The organism is Nocardia sp. XZ_19_385, assembly GCF_015355755.1.
Lineage (GTDB): Bacteria > Actinomycetota > Actinomycetes > Mycobacteriales > Mycobacteriaceae > Nocardia.
In genome coordinates this window covers 468770-481484 of sequence record NZ_JACVEE010000003.1, presented here as the reverse complement: position 1 = coordinate 481484, position 12715 = coordinate 468770, and the positions used below count along the sequence as shown (strand labels likewise).

The window sequence follows — 12715 nt, the reverse complement described above, 5'->3', positions numbered from 1 at the left end:
CTGTAGCGGGTGTTCGGTCACCGGCAGGGTGCACGCTATTCCCTTGCTGGGAGCCAGATTTCGGTGCCGGGCGGGATATCGCCGGGAATCGAGGCGCCGTCGAGGGTGAGGGTCAGCTCCGGGCTGGATGGGTCGCTGGTGGTGTACAGCGTGCCGTCTTCCCGCTGCCAGGATTCGACACCGAAGGCGGCGACTCTGGCAGACGCGGTCTCGCCGCTGGGCAAACGCAATTCGAGTGGGCTGCCCGGCATCGGCGTCTGAAGCTGCCCGCCGCCCCGGGCAATCAGGTCGCTTATCGGAATCCGGGGTAGCAGCCGGACCTGATCGCCGGACGGTTGCGCACTCTCGACGGTCAGCAGCAGAAACCTCGTCATCGCCGAAGCGTACTGCCGCACGGCCAGATCTTCAGGCGCTCAGCGACTTACGCCGAGTACGGACCTTGCGCCACGGACGCTCCTGCTAGCCGCCCAGTGCTCTGCGGAGAGCGGAATATGCCGTAGTGGCGGCCTCTTTCGCGTCCGGGAGGTGGTCGGCCATGCTGAAGAAGCCGTGGAACTCGCCGTTGTACCGCAGCACCTCGGTTTCGACGCCCGCCGCGCGCAGGCGGGCACCGTAGGCTTCGCCCTCGTCGCGGAGTGGGTCGTACTCGGCGGTCACGATGTGCGCCGGTGGCAGGCCGGAGAGGTCGTTGGCACGCGCGGGGGCCGCGTAGGGGTTGTCGGTGGCGGTGTCCGGGCCGAGGTATTGCTCCCAGTACCAGCGCAGGTGGTCGGCGGTGACGAAGTAGCCGTGGGCGTTGTCGCGGTAGGAGGGCGTGGCACGGGAGGGGTCCAGCATCGGGTAGATGAGCAGCTGGTAGGCGATGGCGGGGCCGTTGCGGTCGCGCGCCATCAAGGCGGTCACGGCGGCCAGGTTGCCGCCGGAGCTGTCGCCAGCCACCGCGATGCGGGTGGGATCGCCGCCCAGTGATGCTTTGAGTTCGGCGACCCAGCACAGCACCGCGTAGGCGTCTTCGGCGGCGGCCGGGAAACGGTGTTCGGGGGCTTGCCGGTAGTCGACGGAGACGACGATCGCGCCGACCTCGTTGGCCATGGCGCGGCACAGCTGATCGTGGGATTCCAGGCTGCAGATCGTGAATCCGCCACCGTGGCAGAAGATTACGGCGGGCAGTTCGCCGGTCGCTCCGGCCGGGTGATAGATGCGGACGCGGACCGGTGGTGCGCCCTCGGGGCCGGGGACCACCCGCTCCTCGACCTTGCGAACCGGTATCGGTTCCACCGCGACCGTGGGCCGGGCGGCAAGCATCCGCCGCGCCTCCACCGCATCGAGCACCTCGGTACCGAGCTTCGGGAACGACGCGTTGGCCGCGTCCACGATCGCCCGCGCCTCTGGCTTCAACGGCATCGCCGCCTCCTATCTGGTATCGCCGAGTGGCACATGGTTGCGGCAACGGCCGAGTAGGCCCGCCGTGGTGTGCCACTCGGCGGGGGGTTACTGGGGGATGAAGGGCCCGGCGGAGAGGCCGCCGTCGATGGCGAGCTCGGCGCCGGTGATGAAGGCGGCTTCGTCGGAGGCCAGGAAGGCTACGAGGCTGCCGACCTCCGCCGGGAGGCCGACTCGGCCGAGGGGCAAGGTCGGGAAGCTGCCGGGGCCGGTGGTGAGGCCGAGGTGGCCGATCATCGGGGTGGCGATGGGACCGGGGTGCACCGAGTTGACGCGGATGCCTGCCGGGCCCAGTTCCAGGGCGGCGGTTTTGGTGAGGCCGCGCAGAGCCCATTTGGAGGCGCCGTAGGCGGCGTGGCCCGGAAGTCCTTGCAGCCCGGCCTGAGACGAGATGTTGACGATGGAGCCGCCGCCCGCCGCCGCCATGGGGCCGACCACGGCTTGGATGCCGAGGAAGGAGCCGATCAGGTTGACGCGCAGGATGCGTTCCAGCTCTTCGGCACTGGTGTCGGTCAGCGCCTTGGCGGTGTAGATGGCGGCGTTGTTGACGAGAATGTTCAGGCCGCCGAAATCCTCGACCGCGGTGCGCACCGCGGCGGCCCAGTCGTCGGCGTTGCCGACATCGTGGCGGACGAAACGGGCTGCGTCACCGAGGGATTCGGCGACCGCCTTGCCCTCGGTCTCCAGGACGTCGGTGAGGACGACGCGGGCGCCTTGTTCGACGAAGAGGCGGGCTTCGGCCTCGCCTTGGCCACGCGCCGCGCCGGTGATAATGGCGACTTTGCCGGTGAGATCGGTCATTTCGAGTTCCTTGTCGAGAGAGGGTTACTGCTTGCGGAAGTGCGGGATGACCTTCTCGCCCCAGTGGCGGATGGTCTCGAGGCAGGCTTCCTGCGGCACCGTGCCCATCTGGATCAGGCACAGGATTTCGTCGGCGCCCGCCGCTTGCAGCCGTTCGACGTAGGCGATGGCGTCCTCGGGGCTGCCGTAGGCGTGCTCCACGTTGAAAACCGAAGTGGCGCCGGGCTTCACGGGGATCTTCGCCTCGTGCAGGTAGGCGAGGTGTTCCTCGGCGGCCTTCTTGATGCCCGCGACCTCGTCGACACTGTTGTCGACCGCCTCGTCCGGGACCGGGCCCGCGCCGTACCAGTGCTTGATCGACTGGGCGAAGAAACGCTGGCCGCGAGCGCCGATCTGCTGGGCCTGCTCCCGATCGTCGAGCACGATCGTCGGGCACAGCGCCGCGAAATGGTCGTTGACCACGGTGGAGACGAACTTCTCCCCCGTCCGCTCGGCGATGGCCGCGTCATAGGTGCGGCGCAGTTCGGCGATCTCCTCGATGCCCGCGAAGCCGAGGACCAGCGCTCCGATTCCGTAGTCGGCCGCCAGTTTCAGGGTGTCCTTCTTGGTGCACGCCATGAACAGCGGCGGGTGCGGCAGCTGCACCGGACGGGGCAGCAGCGGATGCGGGTCGATATCGAGAAGCTCACCGTGCCACTCGAATTCGCCCTCCGGGTCCTGCCAGGCCTTGCCGATGATGCACAGGGCCTCCTCGACCTCCTGATAGGTGCGGTCGGGGTCGACGCCGCACATGGAGGTCTCCTGCGGGGTGGCGCCGCGGCCGGCGCCGAGGTTGACCCGGCCGCCGGAGAGCACGTCGAGCATCGCGGCGCGTTCGGCGGCGCGCACCGGATGGTTGAAGTTGAACGGCATGCACACCACGCCGTGCCCGATCCGGATGCGGGAGGTCCGCGCGGCGACCCAGGTCAGGAAGATCTCCGGGGCGCTCATATGCGCGTACCACTTCAGCCCGTGGTGCTCCACGGCCCACACGGTGTCGAAGCCCATCTCCTCGGCCAGCACCGCCTGCTCGACACAGTCACGCAACACCTGGCGTTCGTGGTCGGCCGACGGGTTGGTCATCTGCGCCTCGAAGATCATCGAGAACTTCATGCACTGCCTCCAAGTCTGTATATGCCTAGTAGAAATATTTCCGATGCTTGCGTGGAGGTCAGCCGTAGGTCTCGGTGGCTGAGACTGCACCCGCTCCCGCCTGCCGGCCGGACTTAGCGTTCGAGCCATGGATCAGGATCGAGAGGGTCGGCTCGCGGGCAAGGTCGCGTTGATCACCGGAGGCGCGCGCGGCATGGGCGCCGAGCATGTGCGGCGGTTCGTCGCGGAGGGTGCGCGGGTGGTGTTCGGTGACGTGCTCGACGACGCGGGCAAGGAACTGGCGGCCGAGATCGGACCCGCCTGTCACTATCTGCATCACGACGTGACGAGTGAAACCGATTGGGCGGCAGCGGTTACCGAGGCGCAGGGACGTTTCGGGCGGCTCGATGTGCTGGTCAACAATGCGGGGATACTGCGGTTTCAGTCCATCGCGGACATGCCGGTGCGGGATTTCACCACCATCCTGAACGTCAATGTGACCGGCACCTGGCTCGGGATCAAGTCCGTGGCAGCGGCTTTGACCGAGTCCGGTGGCGGGTCGATCGTGAACGTCTCCTCGGTCGAGGGCTTTATCGGTGCGGCCGGACTATCCGCGTACAGCGCGAGCAAGTTCGCGATTCGCGGGGTGACCAAGTCGGCGGCGCGGGAGCTGGGCAAGCAAGGGATCCGGGTCAACTCGGTGCATCCCGGCGGTATCGCCACGCCGATGACGGAGGCGGCCGGTTCCGGCGTCGATGGCGACAAGTTCTTTGCGGGACTGCCGATTTCGCGGTGGGGTCAGCCCGCCGAGGTGACCGAGGCGGTGGTGTTCCTGGCCTCGGATGCCGCGAGCTATTGCACGGGCACCGAGGTCGTGGTCGACGGCGGCATGCTGACCGGCGCCGGTTACTGAGCGAGGGGACATTCATGGAATTCGACGTTGTCGTAGTGGGTTCGGGCGCGGCGGGGATGACCGCCGCACTCACCGCCGCCTATCGCGGGCTGTCGGTGGTGGTGCTCGAGAAGAGCGCCAAATTCGGTGGTTCCACCGCGCGGTCCGGTGGTGGGGTGTGGATCCCGAACAATCCGGTGCTGGTGCGCGAGGGCGTGCCCGACAGCCCCGATCTGGCCCGGGTGTATCTCAAAGAGGTTGTGGGTGATCGGGTTCCGCAGGTCAAGCAGGACGCGTTCCTGGACAACGGGCCGCGCATGATGACCTATCTGCAGGCGCGCACCCCGCATCTGCAATTCGTCTATGACCGCGGCTATTCCGACTATCACCCGGAGAAGCCGGGCGGGCTCGCGCAGGGCCGCAGTATCGAACCGGCGATCGTGGACGGACGCCTGCTCGGCAAGGATCTGGCGTTGATCAATCAACCGACCATGTCGGGTCCGAAGGGAATCGCGTTCACGGTCAGCGATTTCCACGATCTGAACATGATCGGGCGCACCTGGAAGGGTAAGCGCACCGCGGTGCGGGTGGGCGCGCAGGCGGTCGTCAACCGGCTGCGCGGCAGAATCCCGCTGAGCCTGGGCAAGGCGCTGGTGGCGCGGCTGTGGCTGGCGTTGCGTGACGCGAATGTGCCGGTCTGGCTGAATACCCCACTCTCGGAGCTGATTACCTCCGAGGGCGTGGTGGTCGGTGTGCGGGCCGAACGCGACGGTAAGCCGGTGGAAATCCGGGCCCGGCGCGGAGTCGTGTTGGCCGCAGGCGGTTTCGAGCACAACCTCGAGATGCGCCGGGAGTACTTCACCGGCCCCGTCAGTACCGACTGGACCGTCGGTGCCGTCGAGAACGTCGGCGAGGGCATCCGCGCGGGTGAATCCGCTGGTGCGGCCTTGGATTTGATGGATGACGCGTGGTGGGGCCCGTCGGTGCGCAACCCGGACGGTCCGCCGTTCTTCTGTCTCGCCGAACGCTCTCAGCCCGGCGGAATCATGGTCAACGACGCCGGTGAGCGGTTCACCAACGAATCGGCCAGCTATGTCGACGTGGTGCACACCATGTTCGAGCGGCACGCCACCGGCGTCGGGCATGTGCCCGCGTATTTCATCATGGATCAGCGGTTCCGGGACCGATACCTGTTCCTCGGCACGTTCCCGAAACGGCCTATCCCGCAGAAGTATTTCGACGCGGGGATCATCAAACAGGCTGCCACTCTCGAAGAACTGGCAACCGCGATCGGCGTGCCTGCGGACAAACTGACCGCAACGGTGCGGCGGTTCAACGGATTCGCTCGCGCCGGCCGCGACGAGGACTTCCAGCGCGGCGAATCCGCCTACGACCAGTATTACGGCGATCCCACGGTGCGGCCGAATCCCTGCCTCGCGCCGATCGATCAGGGCCCGTTCTACGCAGTCGAGATGGTGCCCGGCGACCTCGGCACCAAAGGCGGACTGGTCACCGACGAACACTCCCGGGTGCTGCGCGCCGACGGTGCGCCGATCCCGGGACTCTATGCGGCAGGCAACAATTCGGCCGCCGTCATGGGCAACAGCTACGCGGGCGCGGGCGCCACCATCGGCCCCGCCATGGTGTTCGGCTACCTCGCGGCCCAGCATCTCGCCGACCTCGAGCAGTAAGGAGCAGGACATGGGCAGGGTCAACGGCAAGACGGTGATCGTCACCGGCGGCGCCCGCGGCATGGGTGCGGCGTTCGCGCGGCGTCTGGTCGCCGAGGGGGCCGCGGTGGTGGTCACCGATGTGCGCACCGACGAAGGCAAGGCGGTCGCCGCCGAACTCGGCGAGCGGGCGGTGTACCTGCCGCTCGATGTCACCGACGAATCCGCCTGGCAGTCCGTGGTTTCCGAGGCCGAACGGCTGTTCGGGCCGGTGTCGGGCCTGGTCAACAATGCGGGCATCGTGCATGTCGACCCGATCGAACAGCTCGCCGAGGCGGATTTCCGCAAGGTACTCGACGTGAACCAGATCGGGGTGTTCCTCGGCATGAAGGCCGTGGTGGGCTCGATGCGCCGGGCCGGGGGCGGTTCGATCGTCAATATCTCCTCGATCGGCGGCATCATCGCCTTCAGCAACATCCTCGGCTATGTCGCCTCCAAGTGGGCGGTGCGCGGAATGACCAAGGCGGCCGCGCAGGAGTTCGGCGCCGACGGCATCCGCGTCAACTCGGTGCATCCCGGCGTGGTCGCCACCGAGATGACCGAGGAATCCGAGCGCTCGCACGCGATGGTCGCCGACCAGCCGCTCCCCCGTGCCGCGGCCCCGGAGGAATTGGCCAGTCTGGTGCTGTTCCTGATTTCCGACGAAGCCGGCTACTGCACCGGCTCCGAATTCGTCGCCGACGGCGGCTACACCACCAAGTAAGGAACACCGTGAAGAACTTTCAGGACAAAGTCGCCGTCATCACCGGCGCCGGTGCGGGCATCGGGCGGGCGCTCGCGCTCGAATTGGCCGATGCCGGTGCACGTTTGGCCTTGTCCGGCCGCAACCTCGACAATGTCGCCGAAACGGCAGCGCTGTGCGAGAAAGCCGGCGCCCGGGCCCGCGCCTACAAACTCGACGTCACCGACCGCACCGCGGTCTATGCCCACGCCGAGGACGTACACGCCGATTTCGGCCCGGCCAACGTGCTGGTCAACAATGCCGGGGTCTCGCTGACCGCCAATGTCGAAGAACTCAGCTGGGAAGACTTCGAGTGGATCGTCAACATCAACTTCTGGGGCGTCATGTACGGCACCAAAGCCTTTCTGCCCCAGCTGATCACCTCCGGTGACGCCCACATCGCCAACGTCTCCTCCATGTTCGGCCTCGCCGCCTGCCCCAGCCAAAGCGCCTACAACGCAACCAAATTCGGCATTCGCGGTTTCACCGACGCGCTCCGCCAGGAAATGAAGATCGCGGGCCACCAGGTCGGCGTCAGCTGCGTCCACCCCGGCATGGTCAAAACCGGCATCGCCTGGAAGGCCCGCGCCGGCGGCGACCGCGACCGCGACGCCCTCGCCGCCAACTTCGACCGCCTGGCCAAAACCACCCCCGAATCCGCCGCCAAGGCCATGCTCAAGGGCATCCGCAAGGACAAGGCCCAAATCCTCATCGGCGCCGACGCCCGCGTCATCGCCCTGCTCCCCCGCCTGTTCGGCGCCGGCTACCAGAAGATCATCACCGCCCAGATGAAGAAGGAAGTCGCCTGATCGGGGTCTACTCGTAGGCCTGGGCCTGGAGGTTGTAGAACTCGGCGTAGCTGCCGTTGCGGGCCATGAGATCTCGGTGGGCGCCGTGTTCGGCGATGCGGCCGTGGTCGAGGACGTAGATGCGGTCGGCGTAGCGGACGCTGGCGAGGCGGTGGGTGATCAGGACGACGGTGCGCTGGGCGGCGTGGCGGCGGATGGTTTCGAAGATCGCGTGTTCGGTGCGGGCGTCCAGTGCGGCGGTCGGTTCGTCGCAGATCAGGAGTGGGGCGTCGCGGTAGAGGCCGCGGGCTACCGCGATGCGCTGCCATTGACCGCCGGAGAGTTCCGCTCCCCCTTGGTAAGTGGGATCCAGGAGGGTGTCGGCGCCCTTGGGCAGGTCGGCGAAGACCTCGTCGGCGCCTGCGGCGGACGCGGCTTTTTGCAGTGCTACTTCCGATTGCGGGTGGTCGGTGCGGCCGATGGTGATGTTCTGGCGGGCCGAGAACGGCCAGTGCGTGAAGTTCTGTGCGATCACCGCGATCCGGTCGCGTAGCAGCTCGAGGTCGATTTCGGTCAGCGGCACATCGCCGTAGGTCACGGTGCCGCTGTCGGGTTCGTAGAGTCCGCTCAGGATTTTCGCGAGAGTGGTTTTGCCCGAGCCGTTTTCGCCGACGAGCGCGATGATCTCCCCGGGTGCGATATCGATGTCGACGCCGCTCAGCGCGGGCCGGTCACCGGATGGGTAGGTGAAGGTCAGGCCGCGGGCGCTGATCCGGTCGACCTCCGGCGGCGGAGCCACGCCGCCGCGGCGCTCCTGCTGTCTGCCAGCTTCGGCGGTGAAATCCAGGTAATCCCGGTAGTAGAGCGCATTCTCGTAGGTCCAGTGCAGGCTTTCCACGACCGCCCGCAGCGTGCTCATGGCTGTCTGAATCGCAACGACCGCGGTGCCCGCGACCGCCAGCGGCAGTGCCCCCGCGAACAGCAGCGCGCCGAGCACCAGATAGACCACACCCACCCCGACGGCGCTGAGCGCCTCACCGGTCGCCTGGCTCAGCGCTTGCCGCCGCTCCATCCGCAACGTCCGGTCCTGCACGTGCACAGCCAGCTGCCGGAACTCACGCAGCAGGAAACCGCGCATCGTGTAGGCCCGCACCTCACCGGCGGGTTCCCGATCGGCCATCAAATTCGTGAGCGTCTCCAGCCTCCGCTCTGCCCCACTGCTGGCCGCGTACACCTGGTAACCGAGGTGCGCCGACCGCACCGACGCCCACCACGTCGGCACCAGCGCGAGCACCATCAGCGGCAGCAGCATCGGATGCAGCACGGTGAGCACGCCGCCGACAGCGACCAAGCTGATACCACCGGCCAGCAGCCGCAGTGTGCCGTCGAGGAGCAGCGGGACCGCGTGCTGAGCGCGCTCCCGCACCCGGTGCAGAGTGTTGTGGAAAACGTCGTCGTCGAACGCCGAAAGCCGCACCCCGGTGCTCAATTCCATCAGCCGGACGCTCAGGCTGCGCCGCAGTTGCGGCTCGAGGCGGGACCGGACCCAGGTCGCCGCCTGCCGCAAAGCGCCGCGCAGCACGATAGCCGCCAGGATCAGCGACAGCGCGGGCGCGGCGGATCGCAACCGGTCCGGCGTCGGCCCGCCGGCCAGCAACCGCTCCAGGACATTCGTCGTAGCCAGCAGGCCGACGGCGGTGAATACCTCGGCGATCAGCGAGCACAGCACCAACGCGGCGGTATCGCGCCTGTTCACCGCCCAGCATTCGCGCAGGACCCGGCCGATCATGACGGGCAGCTGCCGCGCCATGGACCAGAAGCCGGTGCCGGCCATGGTGTCGTCGTAGGCAGTCCAGGGGTCCGCGGATTTGTCGATCGCCTCTTCCTGCTCTTCGGATATCACGGGCCCACGCTAGGCGGCCCGCCATCCGGGCAGCCACTTCTTTTCCGCCGCCATCTCGTCTTGGTGACCGGGACGACCGGTACGCATCCGGAGCGGCCCCGGGCAGGCTGGAGTTCGCGCCTGAACCGCGCCATTCGTCCGGGCGATCCGACGCCGCGATCCTGTGGAAGTTCCAGCCGCGACCGGCCAGCCGCGACCTCGATTCGCGGCGGATCCGCCTCCGTCACCCGCTTGTGCGTGGTGGCTTTCCGATACCTGAAACCGAAGGAGTGACATGACGACCGGAGTGGGGCCCGTGGAGTTGCCGGACCATACCGACCAGGTGAATGCTCCTTCGGTCGCCGAGCTGGACGGGACGTGCGCGCTGCCGCGGGAACGCATCGGCGGCAAGGCGTGGAGCGTCGATCACATGCGGGCGCTGGGTCTGCCGGTGCCGCCCGCGTTCGTGCTGACCACCGAGGCGTGGGCCGAGTTCGGTGCCCGCGGTGCCCTGAGCGAAACGGTCTGGGCGGGCGTGCGCGACGGCATAGCCGCACTGGAGCGCGGTACCGGGCGCACATTCGGCGCCGCGACCAAGCCGTTGCTGGTCTCGGTGCGGTCCGGGGCGGCGGTCAGCATGCCCGGGATGATGGACACGGTGCTCAATCTCGGGATGAACACCGCGGCCGAGCGGGCTTTGCTGGCCGAGACCGGAAGTCCGTCCTACGCGAGCGACACGCACCGGCGCTTTCTCGCGCAATACCGCGAGATCGTGCTCGGCGATCCCCGCGCGGAGGTGCCCGAGGATCCGTGGGAACAGCTGCGGGGCGCGATCACCGCCGTGTTCCGGTCCTGGGATTCCGCGCGCGCCAAGGCGTATCGGCGCAATCGCGGCGTCTCCGATCAGCTCGGGACGGCGGTCACGGTGCAGGCCATGGTGTTCGGCAATCTCGACGCACACTCCGGGACCGGGGTGCTGTTCAGCCGCAATCCGAATACCGGTGCGCCACAACCGTTCGGCGAATGGCTGGTCGGCGGGCAAGGCGAGGACGTGGTGTCGGGACGGACCACACCGCGGCCGCTGCACGATCTGGCGACCATGCTGCCCGCGGCACACTCCCAGTTGCTGGCCGCCGCCGCGCTGCTCGAACGCGACGGGCGCGATATTCAGGACATCGAGTTCACGGTGGAAGCCGGGCGGCTGTGGCTGTTGCAGGCGCGTCCGGCGAAACGTTCTGCGCGGGCCGCGGTTCGGGCGGCGGTCGCGATGGCCGACGAAGGTCTCATCGATTCCGAGACGGCGCTGCGCCGGGTCAGCCCCGAGCAGCTGCGGACCGTGCTGCGTCCGGAGTCCGGGACCGATACCGGGGCGATGCCGCTGGCGCGCGGCGAATCCGCCTGTCCCGGCCTGGCTGCCGGTGTGGTCGTGACCGACCCCGACGAGGCCGAAACCCGTGCCGCCGCCGGCGAGGACGTGATCCTGGTGCGCGTCACCACCAGCCCCGACGACCTGCACGGCATGATCGCCGCCCGCGCCGTCGTCACCGAATTGGGCGGCGCCACTTCGCATGCGGCGCTGGTCAGCCGCGAGCTGGGCCGGCCGTGCGTGGTCGGCTGCGGGCCCGGGGTCGTCGCCGCGCTGGCTGGACGCACCGTCACCGTGGACGGCGGAGCGGGGGTGGTCCTGCTCGGCGAGGTCACCGGAAAACCGGTGGAGCAGGCTGTAATCGCCGATGTGGCGCGCCTTGCGGCGTGGGCCACAGTCGATCCGGGCGAACTTCCCGCAGCCCTGGCGGCCCGAACCGGCGCGGGTGAAAGGCGTTCATCGGCAATCGATTCGGCCGACAATGGAGCGATGACAGCAGGGACCTTGCCTGCGTCCGATGCTCTGCCGCGCACCACCCCGCTCGACAGCCAGACGCAGCCGACCACCGACAACCCCGATTTGGCATTACTCCGGCTGATCGGCATCAAGGGACGAGTGCGACCCGAAGCCGTGGCTACCAGCCTCGGCCGGCCGGAATACGAAACCGTGTGCCGGTGCGCCGATCTCGTCGATCGAGGCTGGTGTGCGAACACACCGGCCGGACTGCGCCTGACCCCGGCGGGCCGCGAGCACGTGGCCGCGCTGCTGGAACAGGAACGCCGCCAGATCGACCCGAACGCGGTCACCGCGATCTACGAGGAATTCTGCGGGTTCAACGGCGAACTCAAGGAGATCGTCACCGCCTGGCAGATGAAAGACGCTGCCACGCCCAATGATCACGCCGACAGCGCCTACGACGCGGCGGTGCTGGCCCGGCTGCTCGGGCTGCACGAGCGGGTGACGCCACTGGTCCGCTGGATCGGCTCGATCGCGCCGCGACTGCGCCCGTATCCGGCCCGCTTCGACGAAGCGGTCGCGAAAATCCAGGCGGGCGAACATCTCTGGGTGGCACGGCCCATCATCGACAGCTATCACACGGTGTGGTTCGAACTGCACGAAGATCTGATCGGTTTGTGCGGGCTCACCCGCGCGGAGGAAGCAGCCGCGGGGCGGGCGCACTGATGTATACCGAGACGAACCTGCGGCGATGGATCGAATTCGCCGAGATCGACAACGTCCGCGACCTGGGTGGCCTACCTGTGGAGGGCGGCGGGACAACCCGTTTCGGCGTCGTCTACCGCGCCAGCACCCCGCAACACCTCACCGAGGGCGACCTGAGCACCCTGCTCGGCCCGCTCGGGCTGCGCACCTTGATCGATCTGCGCAACCCCGACGAGGTGGAGCGGGAAGGCTACGGCCTGCTGGCGGACTCCGCGGTGCGGAAGGTCAATCTGCCCGTGCGCAAACCCACTCAGACCAGCCTCACCCCGGCCGACCTGGTCCCCGACGCACAGCACTACGACCTGGTCGGGCTCTATCGCGAATTGCTGGGCGGCAGTGCGGAATCCGTGGTGACCGCGGCCCGCGTCATCACCGACCCGGACCAGCACTCCGTCGTATTCCATTGCGCGGCCGGTAAAGACCGCACCGGGCTGGTCGCGGCGGTCCTGCTGGACGCGGTCGGCGTGCCGTCCGAGGTGATCGCCGCCGACTACGCGTTGACCGGGGAACGTCTGGCCCGGATCCGCGCGCGCTTGGACGCGCTGCCCTCCTATCACGGTCTGCCGCCGGTCAATACCGGCATCCTCGCCGTCGACCCGGAGGTGATCCGGCAGTTCCTCGCCGGGTTGCACGCCACGCACGGCGGCGGCGCGGCCTGGCTGCGCACGCACGGACTGAGCGCGGCGGAGCTGACGCAATTGCGTCAGGTGCTGGTCGAGGGGTAGCGAGGGTAGGGTCGG

General features: G+C 68.1%; 11 protein-coding genes. 6 read left to right on the top strand and 5 right to left on the bottom strand.

The window, feature by feature from the left end:
- Positions 1–35: 35 nt before the first annotated feature.
- The 4 genes from IBX22_RS25835 to IBX22_RS25820 all read right to left on the bottom strand — a co-directional run bounded on the left by IBX22_RS25835 (position 36) and on the right by IBX22_RS25820 (position 3396).
- Complete coding sequence (locus IBX22_RS25835) at positions 36–374, bottom strand: hypothetical protein (protein WP_194818288.1); 339 nt, start codon at positions 372–374, stop codon at positions 36–38.
- An 85-nt stretch (positions 375–459) separates the two neighbouring features.
- Positions 460–1404 (bottom strand): alpha/beta hydrolase, encoded by a 945-nt coding sequence (locus tag IBX22_RS25830; protein WP_194818287.1) that lies wholly within the window; start codon positions 1402–1404, stop codon positions 460–462.
- Positions 1405–1491: 87 nt separating this feature from the next.
- The gene (locus tag IBX22_RS25825) at positions 1492–2244 is read right to left on the bottom strand and encodes a glucose 1-dehydrogenase (RefSeq protein WP_194818286.1); all 753 of its coding nucleotides are present in this window, start codon (positions 2242–2244) and stop codon (positions 1492–1494) included.
- 24 nt (positions 2245–2268) lie between these two features.
- A complete protein-coding gene (locus tag IBX22_RS25820) occupies positions 2269–3396 on the bottom strand; it encodes an LLM class flavin-dependent oxidoreductase (protein ID WP_194818285.1) in 1128 nt (375 codons plus the stop codon).
- A 127-nt stretch (positions 3397–3523) separates the two neighbouring features.
- On the opposite strand from IBX22_RS25820, the gene IBX22_RS25815 reads away from it, so the two are divergent.
- Genes IBX22_RS25815 through IBX22_RS25800 form a run of 4 tightly spaced genes read left to right on the top strand, consistent with a single transcriptional unit; the run spans position 3524 to position 7527 of the window.
- Positions 3524–4288: a glucose 1-dehydrogenase gene (locus IBX22_RS25815; RefSeq protein ID WP_194818284.1), complete on the top strand. Its 765-nt coding sequence runs from the start codon at positions 3524–3526 to the stop codon at positions 4286–4288.
- 14 nt (positions 4289–4302) lie between these two features.
- Positions 4303–5958: a 3-oxosteroid 1-dehydrogenase gene (gene kstD / locus IBX22_RS25810; protein WP_194818283.1), complete on the top strand. Its 1656-nt coding sequence runs from the start codon at positions 4303–4305 to the stop codon at positions 5956–5958.
- 10 nt (positions 5959–5968) lie between these two features.
- Positions 5969–6700 carry a glucose 1-dehydrogenase gene (locus tag IBX22_RS25805; RefSeq protein ID WP_194818282.1) on the top strand — a complete coding sequence of 244 codons (732 nt, stop codon included), beginning with the start codon at positions 5969–5971 and terminating at the stop codon, positions 6698–6700.
- 8 nt (positions 6701–6708) lie between these two features.
- Positions 6709–7527 carry an SDR family oxidoreductase gene (locus IBX22_RS25800; protein ID WP_194818281.1) on the top strand — a complete coding sequence of 273 codons (819 nt, stop codon included), beginning with the start codon at positions 6709–6711 and terminating at the stop codon, positions 7525–7527.
- A gap of 7 nt (positions 7528–7534) precedes the next feature.
- On the opposite strand, the gene IBX22_RS38375 is transcribed toward IBX22_RS25800, so the two are convergent.
- Positions 7535–9409, bottom strand: a complete 1875-nt coding sequence (locus IBX22_RS38375) for an ABC transporter ATP-binding protein (RefSeq protein ID WP_194818280.1) — start codon at positions 9407–9409, stop codon at positions 7535–7537.
- Positions 9410–9683: 274 nt separating this feature from the next.
- On the opposite strand from IBX22_RS38375, the gene IBX22_RS25790 reads away from it, so the two are divergent.
- Both IBX22_RS25790 and IBX22_RS25785 read left to right on the top strand, forming a co-directional pair.
- Positions 9684–11936, top strand: coding sequence for a pyruvate, phosphate dikinase (locus IBX22_RS25790; RefSeq protein ID WP_194818279.1), 2253 nt, complete (start codon positions 9684–9686; stop codon positions 11934–11936).
- Complete coding sequence (locus IBX22_RS25785; protein ID WP_194818278.1) at positions 11936–12700, top strand: tyrosine-protein phosphatase; 765 nt, start codon at positions 11936–11938, stop codon at positions 12698–12700. Before IBX22_RS25790 ends, IBX22_RS25785 begins: the two co-directional genes overlap by 1 nt.
- Positions 12701–12715 lie beyond the last annotated feature (15 nt).